The sequence below is a fragment of the Chryseobacterium joostei genome, from assembly GCF_003815775.1.
Taxonomy (GTDB): Bacteria; Bacteroidota; Bacteroidia; order Flavobacteriales; family Weeksellaceae; genus Chryseobacterium; species Chryseobacterium joostei.
Genome location: NZ_CP033926.1, coordinates 4,514,946 through 4,540,089, shown reverse-complemented (window position 1 = coordinate 4,540,089; position 25,144 = coordinate 4,514,946). Strand labels below are relative to the sequence as shown.

23 protein-coding genes are annotated in these 25,144 nt (G+C 36.1%); 4 read left to right on the top strand and 19 right to left on the bottom strand.

All coding sequences use genetic code 11. The annotated features are described in order from the left end of the window. Positions 1-10: 10 nt before the first annotated feature. The 8 genes from EG359_RS20745 to EG359_RS20710 form a co-directional block, all read right to left on the bottom strand. A complete protein-coding gene (locus tag EG359_RS20745) occupies positions 11-445 on the bottom strand; it encodes a hypothetical protein (RefSeq protein WP_076353625.1) in 435 nt (144 codons plus the stop codon). Beyond that, a complete protein-coding gene (locus tag EG359_RS20740; RefSeq protein ID WP_084180389.1) occupies positions 442-1,866 on the bottom strand; it encodes a PAAR-like protein in 1,425 nt (474 codons plus the stop codon). The genes EG359_RS20745 and EG359_RS20740 overlap by 4 nt, the downstream gene beginning before the upstream one ends. Further along, positions 1,854-2,555 carry a hypothetical protein gene (locus EG359_RS20735; protein WP_076353623.1) on the bottom strand — a complete coding sequence of 234 codons (702 nt, stop codon included), beginning with the start codon at positions 2,553-2,555 and terminating at the stop codon, positions 1,854-1,856. Before EG359_RS20735 ends, EG359_RS20740 begins: the two co-directional genes overlap by 13 nt. Before the next feature lie 5 nt (positions 2,556-2,560). Next, positions 2,561-4,372 (bottom strand): phospholipase effector Tle1 domain-containing protein, encoded by a 1,812-nt coding sequence (locus EG359_RS20730; protein ID WP_076353621.1) that lies wholly within the window; start codon positions 4,370-4,372, stop codon positions 2,561-2,563. A gap of 10 nt (positions 4,373-4,382) precedes the next feature. Beyond that, on the bottom strand, positions 4,383-5,465 hold the full coding sequence (locus tag EG359_RS20725; RefSeq protein WP_076353619.1) for a DUF2931 family protein: 1,083 nt from the start codon (positions 5,463-5,465) through the stop codon (positions 4,383-4,385). A gap of 60 nt (positions 5,466-5,525) precedes the next feature. Beyond that, on the bottom strand, positions 5,526-7,385 hold the full coding sequence (locus tag EG359_RS20720; RefSeq protein WP_228435031.1) for a type VI secretion system Vgr family protein: 1,860 nt from the start codon (positions 7,383-7,385) through the stop codon (positions 5,526-5,528). A gap of 265 nt (positions 7,386-7,650) precedes the next feature. Continuing rightward, the gene (gene tssD, locus EG359_RS20715; RefSeq protein ID WP_076353617.1) at positions 7,651-8,058 is read right to left on the bottom strand and encodes a type VI secretion system tube protein TssD; all 408 of its coding nucleotides are present in this window, start codon (positions 8,056-8,058) and stop codon (positions 7,651-7,653) included. 244 nt (positions 8,059-8,302) lie between these two features. Then, positions 8,303-8,998 (bottom strand): VIT1/CCC1 transporter family protein, encoded by a 696-nt coding sequence (locus tag EG359_RS20710; protein WP_076354345.1) that lies wholly within the window; start codon positions 8,996-8,998, stop codon positions 8,303-8,305. A gap of 294 nt (positions 8,999-9,292) precedes the next feature. Here EG359_RS20710 and lgt point away from each other — a divergent pair, with 294 nt between their 5' ends. Continuing rightward, complete coding sequence (gene lgt / locus EG359_RS20705) at positions 9,293-10,129, top strand: prolipoprotein diacylglyceryl transferase (protein ID WP_076353615.1); 837 nt, start codon at positions 9,293-9,295, stop codon at positions 10,127-10,129. 73 nt (positions 10,130-10,202) lie between these two features. Here the strand turns inward: lgt and EG359_RS20700 are convergent, their stop codons facing one another. After that, entirely contained in the window at positions 10,203-10,958 is a 756-nt protein-coding gene (locus EG359_RS20700) for an SDR family oxidoreductase (RefSeq protein ID WP_076353613.1), read from the bottom strand. Positions 10,959-11,675: 717 nt separating this feature from the next. On the opposite strand from EG359_RS20700, the gene EG359_RS20695 reads away from it, so the two are divergent. Continuing rightward, positions 11,676-12,104 (top strand): cold shock domain-containing protein, encoded by a 429-nt coding sequence (locus EG359_RS20695; protein ID WP_076353611.1) that lies wholly within the window; start codon positions 11,676-11,678, stop codon positions 12,102-12,104. Between the two features lie 330 nt (positions 12,105-12,434). On the opposite strand, the gene EG359_RS20690 is transcribed toward EG359_RS20695, so the two are convergent. The 7 genes from EG359_RS20690 to queG all read right to left on the bottom strand — a co-directional run bounded on the left by EG359_RS20690 (position 12,435) and on the right by queG (position 21,103). Then, positions 12,435-13,877 carry a TolC family protein gene (locus EG359_RS20690; protein WP_076353609.1) on the bottom strand — a complete coding sequence of 481 codons (1,443 nt, stop codon included), beginning with the start codon at positions 13,875-13,877 and terminating at the stop codon, positions 12,435-12,437. Then, a complete protein-coding gene (locus tag EG359_RS20685; RefSeq protein WP_076353607.1) occupies positions 13,858-16,980 on the bottom strand; it encodes an efflux RND transporter permease subunit in 3,123 nt (1,040 codons plus the stop codon). Before EG359_RS20685 ends, EG359_RS20690 begins: the two co-directional genes overlap by 20 nt. A gap of 28 nt (positions 16,981-17,008) precedes the next feature. Beyond that, positions 17,009-18,097 (bottom strand): efflux RND transporter periplasmic adaptor subunit, encoded by a 1,089-nt coding sequence (locus EG359_RS20680; protein WP_076353605.1) that lies wholly within the window; start codon positions 18,095-18,097, stop codon positions 17,009-17,011. Positions 18,098-18,156: 59 nt separating this feature from the next. Beyond that, positions 18,157-18,489, bottom strand: a complete 333-nt coding sequence (locus EG359_RS20675) for a hypothetical protein (RefSeq protein WP_076353603.1) — start codon at positions 18,487-18,489, stop codon at positions 18,157-18,159. Positions 18,490-18,645: 156 nt separating this feature from the next. Further along, complete coding sequence (locus EG359_RS20670) at positions 18,646-19,098, bottom strand: SRPBCC family protein (RefSeq protein ID WP_076353601.1); 453 nt, start codon at positions 19,096-19,098, stop codon at positions 18,646-18,648. Between the two features lie 23 nt (positions 19,099-19,121). Further along, positions 19,122-19,799: a TIGR02117 family protein gene (locus EG359_RS20665; RefSeq protein WP_394343623.1), complete on the bottom strand. Its 678-nt coding sequence runs from the start codon at positions 19,797-19,799 to the stop codon at positions 19,122-19,124. A 359-nt stretch (positions 19,800-20,158) separates the two neighbouring features. Continuing rightward, positions 20,159-21,103: a tRNA epoxyqueuosine(34) reductase QueG gene (gene queG, locus EG359_RS20660; RefSeq protein WP_076353597.1), complete on the bottom strand. Its 945-nt coding sequence runs from the start codon at positions 21,101-21,103 to the stop codon at positions 20,159-20,161. A 172-nt stretch (positions 21,104-21,275) separates the two neighbouring features. Here queG and EG359_RS20655 point away from each other — a divergent pair, with 172 nt between their 5' ends. Both EG359_RS20655 and EG359_RS20650 read left to right on the top strand, forming a co-directional pair. Beyond that, entirely contained in the window at positions 21,276-21,575 is a 300-nt protein-coding gene (locus tag EG359_RS20655; RefSeq protein ID WP_076353595.1) for a rhodanese-like domain-containing protein, read from the top strand. Between the two features lie 24 nt (positions 21,576-21,599). Next, positions 21,600-22,220, top strand: a complete 621-nt coding sequence (locus EG359_RS20650; RefSeq protein WP_228435026.1) for an HD domain-containing protein — start codon at positions 21,600-21,602, stop codon at positions 22,218-22,220. 518 nt (positions 22,221-22,738) lie between these two features. On the opposite strand, the gene EG359_RS20645 is transcribed toward EG359_RS20650, so the two are convergent. The 3 genes from EG359_RS20645 to EG359_RS20635 form a co-directional block, all read right to left on the bottom strand. After that, positions 22,739-23,509, bottom strand: a complete 771-nt coding sequence (locus EG359_RS20645; RefSeq protein ID WP_076353593.1) for an alpha/beta fold hydrolase — start codon at positions 23,507-23,509, stop codon at positions 22,739-22,741. Between the two features lie 14 nt (positions 23,510-23,523). Next, on the bottom strand, positions 23,524-24,513 hold the full coding sequence (locus EG359_RS20640; RefSeq protein ID WP_228435024.1) for an NAD(P)H-dependent flavin oxidoreductase: 990 nt from the start codon (positions 24,511-24,513) through the stop codon (positions 23,524-23,526). Between the two features lie 67 nt (positions 24,514-24,580). Continuing rightward, a complete protein-coding gene (locus EG359_RS20635) occupies positions 24,581-25,087 on the bottom strand; it encodes a hypothetical protein (protein ID WP_076353591.1) in 507 nt (168 codons plus the stop codon). Between the last annotated feature and the right edge of the window lie 57 nt (positions 25,088-25,144).

Sequence of the window (25,144 nt, the reverse complement as noted above, 5' to 3'; positions counted from 1 at the left end):
GACCAGACAATTAAAAAATAATTTTACCATCATTAACCCATCTATTTTGTTTATTCCAGCTTCCTCCACAATCTCCTTGTAGTTCAGTCACCACTTTTCTTTTCGTAATGTCAACAATTACACATAAATAATTCTCATGTAAAGTTTTATTTACACCATCATCTACATATCCTTTTGATATATAATCCAGTACAATGTATTTTTTATTAGGAGACATGCTTAAGATCTGGCCGCCTGAATAATTCTCGTTATCATATCCTTGTATTTTATATTTCTTGCCACCTTTTAAAATAAAAGGCTTTTTATACAGTTTAAATTCTTCGTTATACTCACTAAAACTTAGCTTACAACTTTTCACTAAAGGAATGAGTGGTAACTTATTTTTCGTTTGAGCCAAAATAGTAGTGGTAAATAACAATAAAAATATAATAATAGCTTTTCTCATAATTTTGATTTTAATTTTGTGTATCTATCACTTGCAGAAGTCATTGTATAAGGTTTTCTCCCACGAAGTGGACCATAAATCTCTAAAATATCCTTTTCGTAAGTTGCATGATTTTCTTTCCAATCTTCAGGGTCTTTTGATACCTTTTTATTGGCAGCGAAAAATTGATTAAGGGCATCTCTAAAACAATTTGAAACATGTCCTGGTCTATTCACATCATGATCCAATACCGTAGCTTTTCCAAGCTTTGATTTTACAAAATCCTTGATGCTGTTTGTATATCCTGTAGGTTTTTTATTAATAGCACTATGTAATCTTTTAATAAAGTCGACAATTTGCTTTCCTTGAAAATCTGCATCTTTACAAGCATTAATAAAAGGCTCTATAGGTGCACAAACTACATTCTTCTTATTTGTTTTCGCGTCAAACCCTTTTCTGATCAAAGTTTTTAAAGCACTTCCTGTCGTATCATTATAATATGCTTGATATTTCTTAATAACTTTTTTATTTTTTTGAGGAATTTCTATTTCTTTTACTTTCCAACCACAATTCTCAAAAAGCTCTTTAAATTTATCCGGGTAATCCTGTTTAAATTCCCACATTTGTATAGGCAACTCTCCATATCCATCCGTAGTTAATGTTTTCTGCATTGCTCCGACAGTTAAAGCTTCACTGTCATAAGATTGTATAGCATCCATATTTCCTTCGTTCTCTGACATTGCCAAAATAATTTCTTTTTCCTCTACACTTACCTTTCCGGAAGAAACGATTGTGCTCCAATTCTTATAAGACCCCAATTTTAAGGAACCACTATACAACGGACCATAAGCCGATCCATATTTTACGCAAGTAACATCCTTTCTATACTGAATTCCACATGTTTGTTTTTCTTTCTGTTCCGGCACCGGTGCTCCTTTAGCTTCAATGCTTTCCGGCTGATGAATTTGTCCGCTGTCTGTAATTTTAATATCAACTTTTCCATATTTGCAGGGGATCGTACTTTGCTGTAATAGGACAAGCTGCTCCTGCGACTGGTAAGTTCCTACTCCTTTCCATTCTCCTACATTCATTACCGTGGCACAAGGGAGTTTAGCATAAGGGCTTTTAAGGCAGTTCCCTGTAAAAACCAGGCTTTTAGGGCCTTTTTCCTTTACGGTGGCGGTTTTCTTTTCCTGTATGGTAGGCGTATTATAGTTCACCACCATTATTCCCTTGGGATTGGTGCATTGTGTACACTCCAAGGTAGCTGTATCTATAACCACTTTCAAACCGGCTTCAGCCTTTTCTTTTCTTTCGTCTTCAGCACGTTTATCATCCATCTTCTGCCTGTTATCAGCTTTCATCTGGTCATTGTCCTGCGTTGTACCTGGATTCTGAGTTGCCGGATCCACAGCATCTCCATCGTTATCTAACCTACCCATAATAATGAATGTTTTAAATGGAAATTGTCTTTTTTTATTTCTATAAATCCTTCTTCAAACTGATCTCCCTTGCATACAAATAATCCTCCGAAGTCATTAATATTTGTTTGTTCCAGATTTTCAGCGGAGATTTTTAAAATTATTTTATCACCGTCTTTTATAGGTGTCATAATCTCTGTAAATCCATCGGAAGACTCTCGTTTTCTCTTGGTATCAAATGATTCTAATAAGCCGTTGAAAAGCAGTCCAAACATGGTATAGCTTCCCAAAAAGTCGATCAGCTTTGTTTCATCTTCCAATAAATCACTGATCTGACTGAAATAACGGTCTACAGCTTCTCCTTTATGTGTTTCAGACAAATCTGCCTGAATCTTACCCCATCTTACTCTTAAAAAAAGTAAATTATCTACCGAAGTAATATTTCCCTCTGCATCTACCTTACATTCTATTTCATCAAATAAATAACTGATCTTTTTTAAAAACTTATCCATTGTACCCTCTTCCTCAGAAAAAATAAAATCAGTAACTAAAATCTGAAAGTCATGTTCCTCCTTTACTTTTCCATAATAATAAACCTCAACTTCCCTTGCATAGCTTTTCTTAATGGAATAAAATGGATTTTTCTGTTCTGTGACAATGGTTTCCAACCGAAATATTTTCTGATGAAGATTCTGCAATATATTTGACATCTTTCTTAATATACCTTTCTTTTGTAATCACTATTCGGATCCATTCCCATCCAGTCTCTGTTAGCTGACCAGTGAAGATATCCGTTTCTCAGCGTTCTTAATAAATCCTGCCATTTGTCTACATGAATGTTCACTGCAGGGATATTCGTAATTTTTTCTCCGTTCTCAATGGTAGTTGTAGGATGCTGAACAGGTTCATTGGCGGCTATTCTTTCTTTTTCTTTTTTAAGTTCTTCATCACTGACGAATGTCCATGGTTCTCCACCGTCAAAAACATATTGTTTCAATCTGTTTTTTGCCGCAACCAAATTGTCATCGTCTGTTATAGAATAACTGCTTTCTGTTTGTGAAACCATTTGATGATCATATATTTCTTTTCCATGCTTTTCCATAAAATGAAGTGGAATATAGCTATACTCTTTTCTCAGAAATCTCACCCCTCTGATTTTGCGGTATGCGCTCCCAAACGTTAAAATATTAAGGGCCGTATTATTGATCGTAATCTGAGGATCTTTGAACCAATGTTCATCAATCAACTGCTGTCTGCGATTTTGTAATGCCCAAAGTGGTTTATGGTTGGAGGTTTCTATTTCGTCTACGGTTTCTGTTCCGTTTTCGTAAGCTCCTCCAATGTCACAGTGAACACCCGGAAATTCTTTTTCAATAACATGAGGATTATCTTTTGGCTCTTTTACTCCTTTTGCTGTAAATGTTGTGAGTGAAAAATTCTCACGATGCTCGTTTTCTGCAGTAAAGTGAACTGCTTTACGGAATGGACCGGGATTTCGTAACTGTAATTGTTCCACATCATCCGCAAAGTTAAATTGAGAGCCTATGGAAGCATGCAGTATTCCTCTATACCCCACCCTTTCCATTGTACCCATATCGCCAAATTCTTCATAGGAGGAAACAGTATCGTATACGCCTATGAAACGAACTTCCAGATCCAAATCATCCAACTGCTTAACGGATATTATCTTTTTGCTTAAAAGATAATATCCTAAAAAACCGAATTTTGGAAGTTTTCCGTCTACAAGATATTTTGGATCTACTTCTGTTTTATCTTTATCCAGCCAGATATCTTGATATTCTGCTACCAATGCATCATTTCCGTAGGATCCACTTTCTCTGTATCCAACTACTTTTCTTGATTTTTTAATATCAATATCCTGTGTTCTTTTGTTTCCATTAATCTCGTATGCGAAGTTTCTTGCAGCGGCAGCACCACGGCTGAAACCAAATGTATCTATTATGATTCTTGTTAATTTCTTCTTAGTATTTACTTCCAGCAAAAGGTCTTTAATTCTATCCGCAACCATCTCACAGCCAATTCTTACCTTGCCTCTTACTCCTGATTTACCGGATCCATATTGAAATCCGTCATCCACATCTCTATTATTATTCAGGGTACCGATTCCTTCTACATAGACTCCGTATTTTTTCTGCTCACAGCTTTTGTACATACGGGCTACATTGGTATGATCATTACTAAAGCTATTATCTACGCCCTGACTATCCAGCCATCCTCTGTGACTAGACCTTAGATACTGAGCATATTCGGAATTATCTTTATCATCCAAATTTTCAAATTCTTCTTCCTGCTTTTCTCTTGTGGCTTTTATGGCTTTTTCTTTGGCCTGGATTACTTCTACAGAGTCTGTACTTTCTATTTTATTCTTTCCATCTCTGTAGCTCTCTCGTAGTTCTGTATTCTTTAGATTATTTAAAGTACCATCGAAAAATACTCCTATTTCCAAATGGAATTCATCTATAGGGGGTTCTGCATTACCTGTGTTATATACAAAAGTCTTTCCCATATTATTTGTTTTAAAAAACCTCTATTTTGTCTGCTTTTATGAATGCTTCTTTACCATTTTCGCCTTTCAGTTTTATGGTAAAATAGCTATTGGCTTCGTTTACTTTTACAATGATATCTGCCTTGGTTGAATTGGGATTATCACCAAATACAGTTTTAAATGCTTCAAAGCTTGATTTCTCATTTAGATCACAATTGGCTCCGTAGTCTTTGCCGTCAGCACCTATAAAATCAAACACAATTCTTCTTGGTATTGCCCTTGGTTCGTTTTCGGCTACTGGTGTTTTAGCTGTATCAAGCTGCTCTATTTCTCCATTAACTGTTGATAATTTTACGTTGGCCAAAGGATTTAATTTAGCTTTTTCCGGAAGTTCAAAAACAGGTTTCCAGCTGTATCGTATTCTATAGGTATCCCACAGCCCAAACGGAATTGGTTTCCCCTTATTTTCTTCTCTCACTTTTGCCGGAATAATCTGTTCTCGGGTATGAACCATATCCAGATAATCCTTTCTCCAAAAACGATTCTGATGGCTGTCTAATTTTGCAATTTCTGATTCGGGGATATTTACTTTCTTTGCCTGGTATCTTCCTATTTCTTTTTGATCTCCAATTCCACTTACCCAAACAACTACCACTCCACCCGGAGCTAGCCCTACACAGACTGTTTTATAGGTCATATGTTCAATATCGCCACTCCCGTTGGTTACTTTTATATCATATCCTTTTTTAAAATACTCTCTTATCTTATTGGTATCAATGGCTGTATCAATGAGATAGAACTGGTTTTCCATATAGGACATCCAGATAAAATCGAGACGGGTCGGAAGACTTTTAAACCCTTTTGACATTCCATTGTTAACGCTTCCCCAGATATCATTTCCAGGAATCATTCCATCATCTAAACTTACCCATTCTCCCCCTTCACAGTCTATCCCTCCTTTATATACTTCCATCGGATATCCCAAAGATGCAGATCTCCCTTCAAACCATTCGTATTTTGTCATTGCTTCCGTTTTTTTCTGGTCTTTTTTTTCCTGACACGAGATCTGAGTAAAGAACAAAAAGCCTAGTAAATATTTTATTATTTTATTCATTATGAATGCATTGCAACTATTAATTTAAAATAATATACAATTAATTTTTTTCTGTTTATATTATCCCTTATTTACCTTGGCATCTATTTTACCGAGCATTTTGGCAACACCAGAGCTTTGTAATAGGATATCTCCATTTTTAGCTTTATGAGTGGTGGTAGACGTAGTTTCTTTTAAGTCACCCGTTATATTGACTGTTTTATTTTCGTTAACGGTCTGCTTATAATTTTTGGACATGAACTTATGATTGTTGGTGATGCTAACTGCATTGTCATTTCCCACACTTGTTCTCATATTATTTCCAACGTTGATATCAAGATTTTCCCCAACATTGAAAGTCATATTTTTAGGAGATGTCACCGTAATATTTCCTTTTCCATCCATAAAATAATTATTGCCGCTTGGGTCGATAATGGTTACACTTCCCTCTGCGTCATTCATTAAAACTCGAATTCCACTTCTGGTCTGTATGGATTTTAAATGATTGTCCACTCCGCCTCCAAGGGCTGTTCCGCCATGAAACATTCCTCCCATTACAAAAGGGCGATCCGGATGATTGTGTACAAAGCCTACCATCACCTGATCCCCAACCTCGGGTATGGCTACATATCCTCTGTTTTGAGTAATCTGATCTGTCCCTCCCGCATCGGGAGACATCATTCTAATGAAATTAGTAGTATCATGCAGTTGCCAGTCGAATCTTACCGTAATCCGGCCCTGTCCAAGCGGATCTGCGTTGGATATTACCGTTGCAATCTGTGGTTCTGCAATGGGAACAATAAAATCGGGGGTTGGAATATATCCTGTATCTGAGGCAATAGCTTCAAATCTACCTTTATAACGTCCTAAAGCATCCACTTCATGAATCACCTCTGTCATCATAAGCTTGGTAAAATAAGAGGTTTTATTACTATCAGTTTGTCGCATGTTGATATCCGCAACACATCCTGGATATAAAAAAGGAATCGTTGTACCGCCGGAAACGGTAAATACATCCACAGCTTTACTTCCTGCTGTACTGGTTTGGGAAATCACCACATCCATATCCGTTGCTGCCTTTATTGGAGCAACTTGCAATGATGGAGTCTTGAATATTTTATCGTTGTTCTTATACGCTGTTTTTGCAAGATTTCCTACATGCTTAATAGGCGTTTCTCCGGAGGTAAGCTTGGCATTGGAACTGCTGTTATATCCGTAAAATTTGGGTTTAATATGAACTGCTTTCAATTCAACATTGATATCAGAAACATTACTTCCGTAAATCAGTTCCAGTGCTTTATCCTGAGGCGGCATATTTCCGAAGTGCAGAACTTCGCCGTCATAATAAAACTGTTCGCCATAAGCTTCTGCCATTCTGCAGAGATAATTGTAATGAGTTTCGTTATATTGAGAACTGTAAAGGATTTGAGAAGATGCCTTAGCATTGATTTTCACATCAAACTTGCTTCCTTCAATTCCTTGCTTAATAACATTCGTGGCAATGATTCCCATATTAACGGGCTGATCTCCCCCAAAACTTTGGGTATGAGGAGCTGCATCCAATAATATTGTAGGGCTATATCCTTTCAGGACAATGTTTCCAAGGCTGTGATTTTCCTGACTGAAACCAACTTTTGTAATGACTCCTACAAAGGTTCTTTCCGGGCTTCCTTCTACATCCTTATATTTGAAAACTACCGTTAAACGTTTTCCCAGAAACTGCTGAGCCTCTTCTAAATCATGGTTTTGTACTCCATCTAAGGTATCATGTGCTAATGTAAGTTCAAAATTATGGTGTTTTTTCACACTTTGCTCCAGACGAAAATGCTTAAAATGCTTAATCATCTTGCCTTCAATCACAATATCCAGCTTCACCACACGGTTGATTCCAGGAATATGATTCTCCGAAATCTTTTCGGAATTCGAGGTATTATTATTCATATTATGTAAAGTGTTTTGGCGGGTTATTATTTTTCGAAAAAAAATTCTAAAAACAAATAACCTTTATATAAAATTATAAATTTATCACAACATAAAACCTATTTCTACTAATTTAATCTTTAAAATCATAATAATTTCACGAGAAAATTCATCCGAACATTCAATATCCTGACAAAAACAATTTGAGACGAAAAAACAGAATAATATTCTTCATCTCGGAATACCATTCTGTCTTATGTTGATTTAATTGTAAGAAATCAGATTCTTATGCTGAAGGCCATGCTCCGTCATAAGCAGAGTTTCCTAGGTCAATTTGCTCAGCACTTATAACAAAGCTGATGTACATACTGTTGTCGTCCACTGCATCAAAGTCTACTTCATGCTGGATTACATAACCGTTTTGCCATTTCAATGTAGTTAATGTTCCTTCCTCGTGAGATTTGTTGAATGTTACTTCACCCACTGTAGGCTTGTACTTTCCGTTAAGAAGGCTTTCCAAAATATCAGATTTTTCTGTAGCTTCTACGGTGATTTTGATAAGAGCGTTGGAAGGATCAGATGCTACACGTCCTGAAACGTCTGTAGCTCTTGATACGCTGTAATTAAGCTTTAATAATTTTTGTCCTTCTCCGTTGTTGAATTTTAAAATTCCTCTTGAATTTCTTTCTGCCATGATCGTAAATTTTAATCGTTAATATTTTGTGATTGGGTTGATTTGTTGTTTTCTATATCACCAAAGATAGAAGTAAATGCACTATCAAAATAACATCCGATTGAAAATTTGAAAAAGTGTCGTATTTCTACTACTAACACTTGTTAGGTTGAATAACATCTGTAAATCAAAAGATTATATTAATAAATATTTTCAAAACAATGATAAATAGGGATATTTTAGTTGATGATTTACACCAAAAGAATTAAGATATATTTACACCAAAAAAACGGCCAACCAATGCTGTAATTCCCATGGCTACAGTTCCCCAAAAACAAATCCTCAAAACAGCAACTTTAATCCCTGCGCCTCCGGTCTTGGCTGAAATTGCACCCAAAAGCATCAAAAAGATGATGGAAAATCCATACTGAAAGTAGACCATCTGTTCAATGGGAGCCAAAAGAGAAACCATAAACGGTAATAAAGCACCCACTGCAAATGATCCAAATGAAGCCATAGCAGCTTGTAAGGGTTTTGCCTGAGTAATTTCATTGATACCCAATTCATCTCGGGCGTGAGCTTCCAATGCATTCTGCTCCGTAAGTTCAGTGGCCACCAGCATTGCTGTTTCCTTCGTACACCCTCTTTTCTCATAAACTCGGGCAAGTTCCCGCAGCTCTATTTCCGGCATTTCTTCCAGTTCTCTTTTTTCACGCATTAAATCAGCCTTTTCCGTATCTTCCTGTGAACTGACGGAAACATATTCACCGGCAGCCATAGACATTGCTCCGGCAATCATTCCGGCTAAGGCGGCAAGAATAATGATATGACGGTCGGGTTGTGCTGCAGCTACCCCAATTACAATACTGGTTGTTGATAATAGTCCGTCATTGGCGCCCAATACTGCTGCTCGAAGCCAACCTACTCTATTTACATAATGTTTTTCAAGTTGATGATGCATATAAGAATATTTTTGTGATTGATTGTTGATGAATAGAAGTAAGTAAATTGAGTTAAAAAACATCTCATTTTTTCATCCTAAACTCAGGTTAAAGTTATAAAATGTTTCTTCAAGAATCATTTTAAATTATATGGTATACCAAACTAATCCCATCAAAACATATTGGATAGAAAACAGGGAAAATACTATTTTAAGATGTTATGAAACAGGTCGCAAGGTTTCAAAAACCTCTCTATCTTAATCAACAGTTCCTATTTTCTTATATTTGCACTCGTAAATCCAACAACACTATCAATGAATTTATTATACATCGACTGGAACGTCAATCCTGAAATTTTTAATATTTTAGGAATTCCTGTAAAATACTATGGTCTATTATTTCTTGCAGGTTTGGTTCTGTGCTTTAATATTTTGAAAAGTATTTATAAAAAAGAAAACTTAAGCATGCAGGCCCATGAATCCTTATTCTCCTATGCTCTTATCGGGATTTTAGTCGGAGCCAGATTGGGGCACTGTATCTTTTATGATTTTGATTATTACTCCCAGCATATCCTTGAAATTTTCCTGCCTATTCAGAAAGGACCGGACGGGGTATATCATTTTGTTGGATTTGCAGGATTAGCCAGCCATGGTGGTGGTATCGGACTGGTAATAATGCTCTTATTATATTCCAGAAAATTCTCTATCCCGTTTATGAAAGTTCTGGATGCCATAGCCATTGTACTTCCATTAGGAGGGGTTTTTATCAGGCTGGCCAATCTTATGAACTCTGAGATTATTGGTACGCCTACCAATGTGCCATGGGCTTTTATCTTCCGACAGGTAGATGATCTTCCAAGGCATCCGGCACAGCTTTATGAAGCAATCTCTTATTTTGTAATTTTCCTTTTAATTTATTTCATTTACAAGAAAGATATATTCAAGATCGGGAAAGGATTCTATTTTGGGATCAGTATTCTTTTAATCTTTATCATGAGAATTCTGATTGAATTCATCAAGGTAGATCAGGTTGAATTTGAACATGGAATGAGCATGAACATGGGACAGCTTCTAAGTATTCCATTTGTTCTTCTAGGTTTATTTTTTATTGGAAAAAGTATACTGGAAAAGTCCAAAATGAAAACTTCATAATCTTTAGTTACAACTAAAAATACCCCGCTGAAAATGATTTTCAGTGGGGTGTTTTTTTTAACTTTAATTTAAATTATCTGGTTGTATACCCTCCGTTGGCAAAAATAGTCTGCCCTGTGATCCACCAGCCCTCAGTTACCAAGAACTCTACCAATGGAGCAATATCTTTAATATCGGTAAGTCCTCCTAACGCTGATGCTGACTTATGATAGGCTACCGCGTCATCAGTTTCCTGCCCATAGAAAAAAGGAGTATCCATTGGGCCTGGAGCAACTGCTGTTACAGAAATCCCCCTTGCTCCAAATTCTTTAGAAGCTGCTCTGGTAAAATGTTCCACAGGTGCCTTTGCTCCTGCATAGGTAGAATACAACCCTGTATAAGCGGCCAATAATGAAGTAACGATCGTACAGATCTTCCCATGATCGTTCAGTTTTTTACCGGCTTCCTGTAAAAAGAAATAGGCAGATTTTGAATTTACATTGAACATGGTATCATATTCTTCTTCTGTAGTTTCTGAGAATGGTTTTTTCAATACCATTCCTACTGTATTAATGGCAATATCTACTCCTCCAAAACGAGAAATTGTTTCATCAAAAAATTGAGTAATATTGTCTACTTTGGTCAGGTCTCCCTGGAACAGGAATGCTTCAGCTCCCAATGCCTGAACTTCTGCCAGTGTTTTCTCGCTTTCAGCTCTGGAGCTTTCACTATTGTAATGTATGGCCAGTTTCGCACCTTTTGCAGCAAAATCTTTGCTCAATAATCCGCCTAAGTTTTTACCACCTCCGGCTATTAAAACAACTTTTCCATTTAGATCTTGTGTTGACATTATTTTTATATTTTAAATGTTATTAAGGCAAAGATGGATAATAAAAATCGTCTCAACATGGTGAATTTTTCGGGAGTTATCTTAAAATTTAATGTCTTCCATAGTTAGAGTTAAAAAATTAAGTAAAAAAATATTCAATTTTATACAAACAACTATTTTTCAATACAACACTATTTACCAGACAGATACAGACAGACCGTTCCTTTTCCTGTTAAACACGTGGTTTCTTTTTCTAACTTAAGTGAATTTTAGGCATAACATTTGATGCTCTCCCACCCGTATTAACACACACCACTTCAATTTTAATATATTTTTTTAATCCTCAGCTCCCTGAGGATTTTTTATCTCCTCTTTATTGGGGTATATTCACGGCTATATTCCTACAGCAGCCTATTTTAGCGAAATTCTGTCAAATCCATTTCTGATAATCAATCATTTAAAACTGTATTATTCGTTTTATTGTTGTATATTTGTACATTAATAACCAAGTCAATACTTTGTTTTCTGTAACGACCGGAATATATTTTATTCAGTCTTTGCTTTTTGAGCAGTCCTATTTTTAACATCTTATTCTTCTACCAAGAACAATACTTGTCGGAATTTTACAGCTCTGTATGATTGGAAATCCCAGGACAGAAAACATGAGTGGACTTTAAGGTCTAAAGCAGACCAGTGTGAACATTACAATTTATAGAAACTAAATACTAAAAATAATTTATGGCAGATTCTTTTTCTAAAAAGGAAAATTTCAAGAAAAAAATTCAAAAGCAAAAAGAAAAAGCGCTAAGACGCGAAGATCGTAAGACGAACAACAACAAAGGAAAGGATATGGAGGATGTATTCATGTATGTGGATGAATTCGGAAGACTAACCTCTACTCCACCTGAACAGAGACAGGAAGTAAACCTTGATGAAATTCAACTGGGTGCAGCTCCGATTATTGAGGAGGATCCAAGAAAATTAGGAATCATTACTTTCCACAGTGAGAAAGGATATGGTTTCATTACTGAGGACAGCACTAAAGAGAATATCTTCTTCCATAATAACAACTGTACAGAACTTGTGAAAAAAGGAAACAGAGTATCTTTTGAAAAAGAGAAGTCTCCTAAAGGGTTTTCAGCTGTTAACATTCAGATTGTGAAATAATACTTATCCATAAAACGATCTGTTTGATACAGACACGTTTGAACAATACAGAAAGAGACTGTCCTAAAAAGACAGTCTCTTTTTTATTTTCACAAAAATCAACCTCAGTTCTGAACGCTATTCCCCAAACAGTAAGTTTAATTTTATAGGTTTTGGTTAAAAATCAAAAGAAGCTGCCTCGCTTTGAGACAGCCTCTTTCTTCATCGTAAAAAATAAAAATGGTCGGTTTACAAAACCGAAAAATTATTGTTTTTTTTAATCATTAGGAGAGTAAAGTAATTAAGGTTATTCTTGAGAACCTTAAAAACCATTCAACTCAATGATCACATTTACTCCAGTTTTCCACCCAGAGCCTTAAATAGCAGAACATTATTTCTGGTATTCTGATGCTGGAACTGCAACAGATCAAGTTCAGCAATCAGCTTACTTTTCTGAGAATTGATAAGTTCAAAATAATTGGCATACCCTGTCAGGTACAAATCATTGGAAACCTCAACACCACGGTCAAGAAAACCAACCTCTTCTGATTTTAATTTTAAAACACGTTCGTAAATCTTGGTCTGTTTCAAAATAGACTGAAGTTCATTGAATGCAGTAGTAATACTCTTTTGATAATTTAAAAAAGCAATCTCCTGCTCCTTACTGGCTACTTTAAATTCGTATTTCAATTGTCCTTTATTGAAAACAGGAACCATCAGACCTCCCAGCAACTGCCCAGCCAGTGAACTTGGTTTAAAAAGGGTTTCCACAGAAAAGGAATTCATTCCAATACCTACTCCGAGATCAAGTTTTGGGTAAAAAGCAGCTCTTGCAGCCTTTGCATCAGCCTGAGAAGCCTCCAATACATAATAATTCGCTGCAACATCCGGTCTTGAGTGAATTACAGCTTCTACATTAATGGTTTTATTTAAAATATCCATATTGGTAGGCATCAGTACTTTTCCTCGCTTTACGTCTCCTCCATAACTTCCCGTTAAGGTGGTAATGGCCTGTTCAACAGTAACAATCTCTACTTTGATGTGTTCAATTTCTGCAAGCCAGTTGTTATTTTGTGCTTTAAACTGCTGAACGGCAAGTTCTGTAGCTTTACCAACTTCACGCTGCGCTAAAACAATTTCAAAGGCTCTTTGCTGAAGGTTATAATTCTTTTGGTAAATAGCCAGACGATTATCCAGAGCTACCAATTGATAATACAGATTGGCAATATCAGTGAAAAGCTCTACCTGAAGCAATCGCAACCCTTCTGTGGAAGCCAGATATTTCTTCTGAGCAGCGATTTTTTTATTCTTCAGCTTTCCCCAGGCATCAATTTCCCAACTGCTTCGTGCTCCCAGCCAATAATTAGGCGTAAAATCACGGTTGATTTTCTGATCCTCTGTTATATTAGGCGAAAGATTGGTATCGTAATTACCAACTCCCTCCATCGTATATTTTCCATATCGGTTTCCTGAAGCTTCTGCTCCTACTTCAAGGGACGGCAAAAGATCCATCTTTGATCTTTGTAAAAAACTGTTTGCAATTTCTACCCTTTGCTGTGCAATCTGAAAATCAGGATTGGCCAGTACTACTTTATCAAAAAGCTCCAAAAGATGAGAGTCTGTAAAATAGCCTTTTAGGTTAAGTTGCTTAAACTCTTCTGAACTTACTGTTTTAGCAGGTATCTCCGGTAATTCCTGGGCCTTTTTCAGATCCGCCACCTTTGGAACAGCACATGAGACTAAGCTTAGTGCTGCAATTCCGTACAATATGCTTCTATGATTTAATCTTTTCATCTTTCTTCTTATTTTCAAGTTTTGCAAAGAATATATACAGCCCAGGAATCACTACCAATCCGAAGATTGTTCCGATTAACATTCCTCCCGCTGCTGCTGTACCAATGGAACGGTTTCCAATAGCTCCTGCTCCTGATGCAATACAGAGTGGAATAAGTCCTGCCACAAAGGCAAAAGAAGTCATCAAAATAGGTCTCAGACGTTGTCTTGCTCCTTCAATTGCTGCCGGAATAATATCAAATCCCTGCTTGTTTCTGGCAACAGCAAATTCTACAATCAGGATGGCATTTTTCGCTAAAAGTCCGATCAGCATGACCAGAGCCACCTGTGCATAAATATTATTATCCAGTCCCGCCAATACCAATGCGATATAGGAACCGAAAATTCCTGTTGGAAGACTTAACAATACAGGCAATGGAAGTAGGAAGCTTTCATATTGAGCCGCCAATAAAAGATATACAAACAACAGACAGATCAGGAATATGTAAATGGTTTGGTTTCCTGATAAGATTTCTTCCCTTGTCATACCGGACCATTCAATATCAAAACCTCTTGGCAGGGTTTCTTTAGCAATACGATCTACGGCTGCAATGGCATCACCGGAGCTGAAACCATCTGCCGGCTCACCATTGATCATGGCAGACATATACATGTTATACCTCGTTAATACTTCAGGTCCGTATACTTTTTCAATGGTAATAAATGTTGAAAACGGAACCATTTCACCTTTATCATTTTTCAGATATAAATTCAGGATACTTTCAGGGGTATCTCTGTGCTCAGGACTTGCCTGAACCATTACTTTATACATCTGACTGAAACGGATAAAGTTGGTTGCATAGTAAGAACCAAGCATCGTTTGCAGGGTGGACATGGCATTGTCTACTGAAATTCCTTTTTTCGCGGCCATATCATAATCTACATTAATCATATATTGCGGGAATGTAGCATCAAAACTGGTAAAACTGTTCTGTAATTCAGGAGCTTCATTCAGCTTCTTCACAAAATCCTTGGTGATCTTATCTGTATTTTCGATAGTTCCTCCGGTTCTGTCTAGCAAACGCAATTCAAAACCACTGGTATTTCCGAATCCGGGAACGGTGGGCGGAGCAAAGATTTCAATCTGCGCATCTGCTATCCCTTTTGTTTTTTCTGAAAGTTCTGTGATCAAGTCATTCACTGAAATGGATCTTTCTTTCCAGTCTTTAAGGTTAATCATCGCCATTCCATAGGATGAACCTGCAATTTCTGTTACAATACTGTATCCCGCAAGTGTCGTTACGTTTTCTACGCCTTTTATTTTCTTGGCAATGACTGTTACTTCATCCAATACTTTTTCTGTTCTTTCCACGGTTGCTCCCTGTGGTGTGGTAACACTCACATACACCATTCCCTGATCTTCCATGGGAATAAATCCTGTTGGCAGGAATTTACTGGTCACAAAAGTTAATCCGACAAATAAAAATAGAATACCAAATGTGACTGTAGTTCTTGTAGCAAACTTGGATAGAATTCCGACATAACCGTTTGTTAATCTATCAAAACCTGTATTAAAGCTTTGGAAGAATCGGTCTACAATGGTCTTCTTTTTATGATGATTGTGAGGTTTTAAAATAATAGCACAAAGCGCCGGAGTAAGCGTTAATGCATTCACTCCTGAGATGACAATACTGATCGCTAACGTTAATGAAAACTGGCGATAAAATACTCCTACCGGACCATCAAGGAATGCCACAGGAATAAATACAGCAGACATAACAATGGTAATTGCTACTACTGCCCCTGCAATTTCTTTTGTTGCATTAATAGTGGCATCCATCGCGTTCATCCCTTCTTCCATTTTTACGTGAACTGCCTCGACGACGACGATTGCATTATCCACCACAATTCCGATGGCAAGAACCAAGGCAAACAAGGTCAATAAGTTTACCGAGAAATCAAGCATATTCATGAAAGCAAATGTTCCCACCAATGCAACCGGAACTGCCAATACAGGAATTAACGTAGATCTCCAATCCTGAAGGAATATAAACACTACAATTCCTACCAAGATAAAGGCTTCAATAAGAGTCGTTAATACCGCACTAATGGAAGCATCAAGAAATCTGGAAACATCATAGGCCATATTATACTCCATTCCCGGTGGGAAAGAAGTACCTTTTAGCTCTTCCATCTTTGCCTTTACACTCTCAATAACTTCAGAGGCATTGGACCCCGGACGCTGCTTCATCATAATAGATGCTGAAGGTCTTCCGTCTGTTTTGGAAACCATCCCATAGTTCATTGCCCCGAATTCTACCTTGGCAATATCCTTAAGCTTTAGAATGGTTCCGTCTACATCAGATCTGATCGGAACTTCCTCGTATTGCTTAGGCTCAAAGAATTTCCCTTTATATTTGATTACATACTGAAGCTGACTGGAAGTTTTTCCTGATGTTTCACCCACCTTTCCGGGAGCTGCTGAAATATTCTGCTTTTGTAATGAAGCAATTACTTCATCAGCCGAAATACTATATGCCGCCATCTTCTGCGGATCAAGCCATATCCTCATGGAGTATTCTTTCTGCCCCATAATCTCTGCACGTCCTACTCCATCAATACGCTTTAATTCCTGAAGAACGTTGATATCGGTAAAATTGTAGATGAACTGCTCATCCTGACTCGGATCTGTACTCGTGATATTAAGATACATCAGCATACTGTTCACCTCTTTTTCAGTGGTTACCCCTGCACGGATTACTTCTTCAGGAAGTTCATCAAGGATGGTTGTTACCCTGTTCTGAACGTTTACGGCTGCTACATCAGGATCTGTTCCTACTTCAAAGAAAACCTGAATTAAGGTAAGCCCGTCATTAGAAGTTACCGTCGACATATACGTCATTCCCGGAACTCCGTTGATGGCACGCTCCAATGGAAGTGCAACGGCATTCGCTGATACTTCGGCATTTGCTCCTGTATATTTTGCCGTTACCGTTACTGAAGGGGGTACAATATCCGGGAATTGTGTAATCGGCATCTTTAAAAGTGCCATGATTCCCAGTAGTACAAATAATATGGAAATAACCAACGAAAGAACCTTTCGTCTTATAAACATTTCTACCATAGTAAATTGATTTAAAGATTATGAAAGGTTAATACTTCTTTTTGATTTTGATAATATCTCCATCCTTTAAAGACTGAGTCCCTTCATAAATGATTAAATCACCTCTTTTAAGACCACTTTCCACCATATAGGAATCTCTTAACGTAGCTCCGATCCTGATGTTGGTCATTTTCACTTTATTCTGCTTATCTACTACAAAAACATAGGTTTTATCCTGAATAGAGAAAGTAGATTTTTGCGGAATAAGAATGGCATTATCCTGATTTTCTGAAATAATCAATTTTCCGGAAGTACCGTGCTTAATCAAGCGGTCAGGGTTCGGGAAAAGTACTTTATATCGAATGGAACCTGTAGTTCTGTCGATTTCTCCCTCAGCCGTCTTTAAAGCTCCGTTAAACTGATAATTAACGCCATTGGGCAAGGTAAGTTCAATTTTTTGGTGACTTCCAATCTTATCATTGGCTAAAAGCTCAAAGTACAGGTTTTCCGGAATTGAAAAGTAGGCGTAAACCTCATTAAGCTGGGATAGCGTTGTTAATAGCGTTCCATTTTCTACCAAACTTCCGTCTTTAAGAGGAATAACGTCAATAACTCCGTCAAAAGGTGCTGTGATCTTGGTAAAGTTTATTTTTTGAAGTACAGTTCTTTTTTCAGCATCCGCAAAGGCATGTTTAGCTTTCGCTGATGAAAGCTTGGCTTTTACCATTTCCAATTCATTATTGGCTACAAACTTTTTAGCATGTAAGCTTTGAATCTGCTTCAGTTCCACTTCTACAATGCGAACATCTGCTTCGGCCTGTTTTAAGCTGGCATTTGCTTTCAAAAGTTCCATCTGCAATTCAGCATCATTAATCTTAAATAAAGGCTGTCCCTGATGTACAAATTGCCCCTCATTTACATAAATATGCTGTATAATTCCTCCAATTCTTGAACGCATTTCTACGTTTTTCTTGGCCTGGATATCCGTTACAAACTGGTTGCTTACTAAGGTATCTTTTTCCTTGATTTCCAGAACGGGAACTTCTTTTTCTTTCTCGTTGTTTTTTTTCTTGTCTTTACTGCATGACACAGCGAATAATATTGCAAAACTGCAAATTATTACGTTTTTAAAATACATTCTTAAATGTTTAGGTTATAAAATCTTCGTTAAAATAAATTGAAATTCAATACCTTAAACTAGTACAACTGGAGGAGATGGAGAAAGGATTTTACTCCACAGATAATAGAAACCGCAATATTAGGGAGTGTAATTTTTGGAGCAATTTTCAGAATGGCCGAAAAATCACCAACTGCCTGATCATCCTTACGGGGAGAGTGTTTTACAATTTTGGAAGCAGCAGGCAATGCATGCGTGTTCATATCTGCTTCTTCGTAGATATCCAGCAAATGGATATTACTTACATGCGGTAGATGAGGAATATTCTGCAATGAATTTTCTACCCAATTCGAATTGAAAAGGGTAAAAACCAATATAATATAGAAGTAGATAAATGACCTCAGACCTGCCATGTCAATCAGAACACAATTAGTTTTTTAGTAAAAACGATAGTTCTGCAAAAGTAGGGATTTTTTAATGGAATTCCTGTGTTTAAAATGTTAAAAAAACTTAAACAATGTGGATTAAACCACAAAAGTTACACAGTATTTGACGGTTCTCTCGTCGTGTTAAAATAATCTGCTCAGTACCCGAAAACGATAGTCAAAGATGTATTCCAGTTTCTTTTTCACGAATAAAGAATGTGCTATTTCACCTAAAAATCCCATTGGCAGTTCATAATCAATGGTATCTTTCATGAGAACGCCATGTTCATTAGGAATAAACTCATGATGATGGTTCCATAACTTATACGGTCCTTTTCTTTGGAAATCAATAAATCTTTTTTGAAAATCTACATGGGTAATTTCTGTCTGCCATTTCATTTTAATCCCAAGCAGGGGTGAGATATAGTAGTCAATAAGCATTCCCTCATAAATCTCATCATTCTCCATTTGGGTAAGAACAATAAAGCCCATATTCTTTGGGGTAATTTCTGAAAGGTTATTGGATGATGAAAAAAATTTCCATGCTGTTTCTATATCGCAGTTGAGCTGTTGTTCACGAAAAAGCCTGTGCTTCATAAATAGTTTTCCTTAAATCTTTTTTATTTATAATGCTGAAAAATTCCAAAATCAGAGGGCGTCCACAGCGCAGCTTTTTGTCCTGCAGCTTTCAAAGCATTATTGCTCCATGTGTTACAGGTATAAAGGAAGCTATAGGTTCCCTTAGCATCATAGAACGCGTCACTATCTCCATAAACAGCATTAGTAGGAATCAGCATGAATTTTCCATTTTGATCTCTGTCGAATTTATCTTCTACAAATTTGATCAGATTTTTATACTGGCTTCTGCTGATCATAATCATTTTGCAGTCATCACCCTCTTTCATTGTATAATAATAAGTAGAATGCATTGCAGAATCACTCATCCAAAATGCAGCCTTTACAGCAGTTGAAAATTTGAGGTCTGCCCACGTTGGAGTATCCAGATAAAAGCCTTTATCTCCCCATCCTATGCCAATGTAATTATAATCTGTTTTTTTTGATCTGGTATCTGCAAACGGAATCATAAGGCTCCAATCCTGCAGGTCATTTTTTACAGGCATCACAATATCTGTATGCACCCCATTGGTATAAATATAAATGGGAATATCTTTCTTTTCTCCGTCATCCTTTGCTGAAACCGGAATATAGGGTATCAATAATCCCAGAAGAACATACACAATTACAATTCCAAGAATAATTCCCAAAACTTTCAGGATAAACATCAATATGGTTTTCAAAGTCATGTTTTTAATAAAATTTAATATGTGATTTTTCGTAAAAGTATTTGTTTTAATCGGAAAAATGACTATATTTAGTTACGAAATATTCACAAATATGCGTAAAAATACCAAATCCCAAAAAAGATTTAAAGTCAGAGTAAAAACTGCTCCAAAAAGAGTACAAAAAAAACGTTGATTTTCGGTGAGATCTTAATCTCCTGAAAGTCATTTTTTCTTTTTAGGAAAGGCTTTTAAAGCAATTTATTCTATCAAATCTTAACCTCCTTACTGTAAAAAACATAAGGAATGGTCGATTGTCAGCTTTAATTTGGAACTCAGAAAAATTCCAGATAAGGGATTATCACCAAAAGTTTTGCCTAAACCGGATCTGAAGACTTCTGTAAAAACTCAATATTTCTCTTTAAACCAGTAAATTTGGTTCTTTTCACAGGTGATTTTTTGAAGATCTCAGAGAAAATTTCCTGAGTAAGTTCTTTCCATTCTCCTTTTTTGAAATTCTTTAAGGCTTCATTAGGCTTAAATCTGCTTTGTTGATTAGGAGCTGAAAATCGGTTCCAAGGGCATACATCCTGACAGATATCACAGCCAAACATCCAGTCCTCCATTTTATCTTTAAAATGATCCGGAATCTCATTCTTCAATTCTATAGTGGCATAGGAGATACAACGGCTTCCGTCAATAATTTTTTCTGAAACAATGGCATCTGTAGGACAGGCATCAATACACTTTCTACAGGTTCCACAATGATCTGTAGTTTCATGATCGGGAATCAGTTCCAGATCGCAGATAATTTCAGCCAGGAAATAGAAAGATCCATTTTGCTTTGTAATAAGATTGGCATTTTTCCCTACCCATCCAATACCTGATTTTCTTGCCCAGCTTCTCTCCATAATCGGTGCTGAATCTACAAAAACCCTAAATCCGAATTCTCCTATCTCTTCCTGCAATTCGGCAACCATGTCGCGTAGTATTTCCTTGATTACTTCATGATAATCTTCTGCATAGGCATATTTTGAAATTTTAAAATTCTCCAGAATAGAGATTTTTTCTTCGGGAAAGTAGTTATAGGAAAGTGAAATAACAGATTTGGAACCCTCCACCAATAGTCTTGGGTCAAGTCTTTTATCGAAATGATTTTCCATGTACTTCATTTCACCATTGAAGTTATTCTTCAGCCATCTTTCAAGGTGTGGGGCATCTTCCTCCAAAAAATCAGCCTTGGAAATGCCGCAACTCTGAAACCCAAAACTTTTTGCCTTGGACTTGATGAGTTGAGAATATTTTTCGGCACCAGCATTCATAAATTTCACACTGCAAAATTAAGATTATTTTATCAATTTTCTAATTGGCTCTCAAATCCTTTCTTTAACGTTAATACTGCGTCCTTTCTAAAAAATTATGTTTTAATTAAGATTTTTTTCAAAAAAAAATTACGTAATTTCGTTTATAATTTAATGTTCAAAATAAACAACTATGTCTTTAATAGAAGTAATACAATCTGGAAACTATGAATTGATTGACGTTCGTGAGCCAATGGAGCTTGAAATGGACGGAAATATAGATGGTGCTAAAAATATTCCCCTGGGTGAAGTAGAGGACAGACAGGACGAAATTCTGTCTATTGAAAAGCCGGTAATCCTATTCTGCAGAAGTGGAAACAGAAGTGGAAAGGCATTAGAATATCTTAATTCAAAAGGACTAAAGGACGGTTATAACGGCGGAGGCTGGGCTGAGCTAAAGGCTGTTCTTGAAGCAAATAGAGGAACTTTTTAAAAGTTCCTTTTTTTATATCTTTTCATGATGAATCTAAAGGAGCAATTTGAACAGCTTTGTTTATCGTTTTCTGAAAACCATAATATAATCAATACGTTATGGAGTGAGATTGAAAAACGATATTCTGAAAAAGGAAGGCACTACCACAATCTTCTTCATCTTGAAAATATGTTTAAGGAAATTGAAGCTGTAAAAGACAAAATTTCAAATTTTACAGTTGTTTCTTTTTCCGTATTTTATCATGATATTGTTTATAATGCGACTTCAAAATCCAATGAGGAAAAAAGTGCATTACTTGCAGAAACAAGGCTGGCTGAGCTTAATCTAAACAATAATCTCATTAATGTTATTTCTGCTCAAATTCTGGCTACAAAATTTCATCAAAAATCGGAAGATGAGGACACTAACTACCTTTTGGATGCTGACCTTTCTATTTTAGGGAAAGACCTTGAAAGCTATTTAGCTTATACCCAAATGATCAGAAAAGAGTATTCTATCTATCCTGATCTTCTTTACAAACCCGGGAGAAAAAAAGTATTAAAACATTTTCTGGAGCTTAACAGTATCTTCAAAACAGATTATTTTAAAGAAAAGTATGAAGTACGGGCCAAGAAAAATATCTCAACTGAAATTCGGCTTTTATAATATTCGAAAATAAAAAAGAGATGCAGATCTGCACCTCTTGAAACACATTCATACCAAACATATACTCATACTGATTCTCATCATTATAAGTTTAGATTCTTTTTCTCAAACCAATTTCCTATAATACTATTTTTTTTACATCACTAAAATAAACTTAAATCATAGTATATAAAGGTGTTACATTTGTAATTTTAGTGTTTTTTTTGTGTATAAAATATTTTATCACAAAGGAAAAAAAGGGCTTATTTCTCTTCAAATATTTAATGAATTTATTAGGCATTTTTTTTAAAATCAAAGAATATCTTTCATATAGAAATACAATTAATTAATGTTTTTAATTTGAAGATGTGTAAATTATTAAAAAGTATAAAAAACAGATTATCAGGTTATATGCATATCTCTCTGTTGGTTTTTGCACACAATTGTTCAATAGATAATTAATATGTACAAAATAAGGCCTTAGGATCAATAAAAAACACCCTGCTGGCAAGGTGTTTTTTATTAATTTATTTTCTATATCAAAATCTTGTATTGATAAAATCCGTTACTTTTTCCAATACTAATTCCGGAACTTCCTTGTGTGGTGTATGACCTATCTGTGGAATAATGTATTTCTCAGCACTTCCACTTACCTGGGAAACCGTTTTTTCAACCTGATCTAAAGTACCATATTCGTCAGATTCTCCCTGAATAAATAAAAGAGGGCAAGTGATGTCCTTTAAAAGGTATTCGATGTTCCAGTTTTTATAATCATCGCGGGTCCATGTCTCTGTCCACGCTTTAAACAACATTTCTACTTTGTCTCCATGATATTTCTGCAAACGCTGTGGCAAATTCGTTGTTTTGTAAGCTTCCCAGGCATCATAAACACCCTTTAGCGTTACATCTTCTACAAATATATGCCCAGCTTCACAAATAACGACTTCTACTCTCTTTGGATATTTGGCAGCAGTGATTAACGCAATCGTTCCTCCGTCACTGTGACCAAATAAAATAGCATTATTAATATTCAGTTCAGCTAAAAGATCATTAAGTAAATCTGCCTCCAGCTCCATATAATTAACCGGTCTTTCATGAGTAGACATTGGATTGGATTTTCCATATCCTAAACGGTCATAAGCAATGGTATTACATTTTACAGCTTCAGACAATTTAGCCGGAAAATCTCTCCAAAGTTCCACTGATCCTAATGAATCATGCAAAAAGACAATGGTAGGCCTGTTTTCAAATAAGTTATTGTATTCTATATATAATTTTTTATCCTTTACATCAATTGTTCTCCTTTCCATTGAATAAAATTATATTAAAAATTGGGCATTTTTGTTTCTTCAAATTCCTTTAATAGATGATTAAAAACTGTTTCTACCGGAAGGATATCATTAATAAGGGCAGAAACCTGTCCTATTTCCAGCTCACCGTCTTCCATATCTCCTTCAAACATTCCACGTTTAGCTCTTGCTCTTCCCAATGAAGAAATTAAGGCTTCCTTATTTCTACCTTCCTGATAAATCTCTTCCAGTTCGTTAAAAAATTTATTCTTAACCATTCTTACAGGAGCGAGTTCCTTTAAGGTAAGATGAGTATCTCCTTCCTGAAGCTCTATGATTTTCTTTTTCCAGTTTTCATGGGCACTGGCTTCAGTTGTTGCAGCAAAACGGGACCCAATCTGTACACCATCTGCCCCTAAAATCATGGCCGCTTTCATTTGAGAACCCAATGCAATTCCTCCAGCTGCAATTAAGGGTTTTGAAATATGCTTTTTCACATTAGGAATAAGACAGAATGTTGTAGTCTCATCTCTTCCATTGTGTCCACCGGCTTCAAAACCCTCCGCCACTACAGCATCTACTCCTGCTTCTTCACACTTTACGGCAAACTTGGTAGACGAAACTACGTGAGCAACCTTTATTCCCTCTTTTTGTAAGGTTTCTGTATAGGTTTTCGGGTTTCCTGCTGAAGTAAATACTATTTTTACTCCTTCCTCAAGAATGATCTGAATGATCTCCTCAAGATTAGGATACAGCATAGGAACATTCACCCCAAAAGGTTTATCTGTTGCCTGTTTACATTTTTGAATATTCTCTCTTAGGATATCGGGATACATACTTCCCGCACCTATTAATCCTAGTCCTCCACAATTGGAAACAGCTGATGCCAGTCTCCAACCTGAGTGCCAGATCATCCCAGCCTGAATAATGGGATATTTTATATTGAAAAGCTCCGAAATTCTATTTTGGTTTCCCTGCATGTCATGTAGTTTTTTTGCCGAATTAAAATCTATAAAATTGCTCATATGTAAAAATACTAAAAACAACGATTGCCAAGCATTTCTATCAATGAAAAAATGGACGAAAAGTCTACTAAATTTTATCTTTTTTATATTGTGCTAAGACTCTATCTATAATGGAACTTACTTTGAAGAAATTTCGAACCAGTTTCTGTACGTTTTCCTGTAGGTTCTCTATTTTGAGATCAACCCAACCTTGCATTAAGGTCAATGGACCATATTCTACACTTACATTAGGCCAGTCTTTCTGGTATTTCACAAATTCATTTCTAAAATCCTGTGCAAATTTTCTACTGGAAATTGAATAGTTTTTCAATGTTCTTACTTTCAATGCATGAATATTATAATACACTTTTCCTTCTTTAATAGACTGATCGCTGATCCAGATTGAAAAGAAAATTCGTCCTGTCGCATCTAATGGTGACTTCAGGTCACCAGACCATTCTGGTTTATACACTTTAAGAGCTGCAGATTCCAAAACAATATCTATTGCTACTTCTAAACTACAACGCTCAAATTCTTCCTTAGGAATTACCTCTATGGCAGTGTTGAATTCTTTAAGATAAAAAGCATAATCCATCTTGCGGGTTTTTGTAAAGATATCAAATAGTACTGTTTGAATTTATAGAAATAAAAG

What these genes read in the sequence shown, in the direction of transcription:
- EG359_RS20730 (WP_076353621.1), bottom strand. Translation starts at nt 4,372, where the DNA reads ATGGGAAAGACTTTTGTATATAACACAGGTAATGCAGAACCCCCTATA.
- EG359_RS20710 (WP_076354345.1), bottom strand. Translation starts at nt 8,998, where the DNA reads ATGCATCATCAACTTGAAAAACATTATGTAAATAGAGTAGGTTGGCTT.
- EG359_RS20680 (WP_076353605.1), bottom strand. Translation starts at nt 18,097, where the DNA reads ATGTATTTTAAAAACGTAATAATTTGCAGTTTTGCAATATTATTCGCT.
- EG359_RS20650 (WP_228435026.1), top strand. Translation starts at nt 21,600, where the DNA reads ATGATGAATCTAAAGGAGCAATTTGAACAGCTTTGTTTATCGTTTTCT.
- EG359_RS20695 (WP_076353611.1), top strand. Translation starts at nt 11,676, where the DNA reads ATGGCAGATTCTTTTTCTAAAAAGGAAAATTTCAAGAAAAAAATTCAA.
- EG359_RS20635 (WP_076353591.1), bottom strand. Translation starts at nt 25,087, where the DNA reads ATGGATTATGCTTTTTATCTTAAAGAATTCAACACTGCCATAGAGGTA.
- EG359_RS20720 (WP_228435031.1), bottom strand. Translation starts at nt 7,385, where the DNA reads ATGAATAATAATACCTCGAATTCCGAAAAGATTTCGGAGAATCATATT.
- EG359_RS20645 (WP_076353593.1), bottom strand. Translation starts at nt 23,509, where the DNA reads ATGGAAAGGAGAACAATTGATGTAAAGGATAAAAAATTATATATAGAA.
- lgt (WP_076353615.1), top strand. Translation starts at nt 9,293, where the DNA reads ATGAATTTATTATACATCGACTGGAACGTCAATCCTGAAATTTTTAAT.
- EG359_RS20725 (WP_076353619.1), bottom strand. Translation starts at nt 5,465, where the DNA reads ATGAATAAAATAATAAAATATTTACTAGGCTTTTTGTTCTTTACTCAG.
- EG359_RS20700 (WP_076353613.1), bottom strand. Translation starts at nt 10,958, where the DNA reads ATGTCAACACAAGATCTAAATGGAAAAGTTGTTTTAATAGCCGGAGGT.
- EG359_RS20735 (WP_076353623.1), bottom strand. Translation starts at nt 2,555, where the DNA reads ATGTCAAATATATTGCAGAATCTTCATCAGAAAATATTTCGGTTGGAA.
- EG359_RS20745 (WP_076353625.1), bottom strand. Translation starts at nt 445, where the DNA reads ATGAGAAAAGCTATTATTATATTTTTATTGTTATTTACCACTACTATT.
- tssD (WP_076353617.1), bottom strand. Translation starts at nt 8,058, where the DNA reads ATGGCAGAAAGAAATTCAAGAGGAATTTTAAAATTCAACAACGGAGAA.
- EG359_RS20685 (WP_076353607.1), bottom strand. Translation starts at nt 16,980, where the DNA reads ATGGTAGAAATGTTTATAAGACGAAAGGTTCTTTCGTTGGTTATTTCC.
- EG359_RS20655 (WP_076353595.1), top strand. Translation starts at nt 21,276, where the DNA reads ATGTCTTTAATAGAAGTAATACAATCTGGAAACTATGAATTGATTGAC.
- EG359_RS20640 (WP_228435024.1), bottom strand. Translation starts at nt 24,513, where the DNA reads ATGAGCAATTTTATAGATTTTAATTCGGCAAAAAAACTACATGACATG.
- queG (WP_076353597.1), bottom strand. Translation starts at nt 21,103, where the DNA reads ATGAATGCTGGTGCCGAAAAATATTCTCAACTCATCAAGTCCAAGGCA.
- EG359_RS20740 (WP_084180389.1), bottom strand. Translation starts at nt 1,866, where the DNA reads ATGGGTAGGTTAGATAACGATGGAGATGCTGTGGATCCGGCAACTCAG.
- EG359_RS20675 (WP_076353603.1), bottom strand. Translation starts at nt 18,489, where the DNA reads ATGGCAGGTCTGAGGTCATTTATCTACTTCTATATTATATTGGTTTTT.
- EG359_RS20690 (WP_076353609.1), bottom strand. Translation starts at nt 13,877, where the DNA reads ATGAAAAGATTAAATCATAGAAGCATATTGTACGGAATTGCAGCACTA.
- EG359_RS20670 (WP_076353601.1), bottom strand. Translation starts at nt 19,098, where the DNA reads ATGAAGCACAGGCTTTTTCGTGAACAACAGCTCAACTGCGATATAGAA.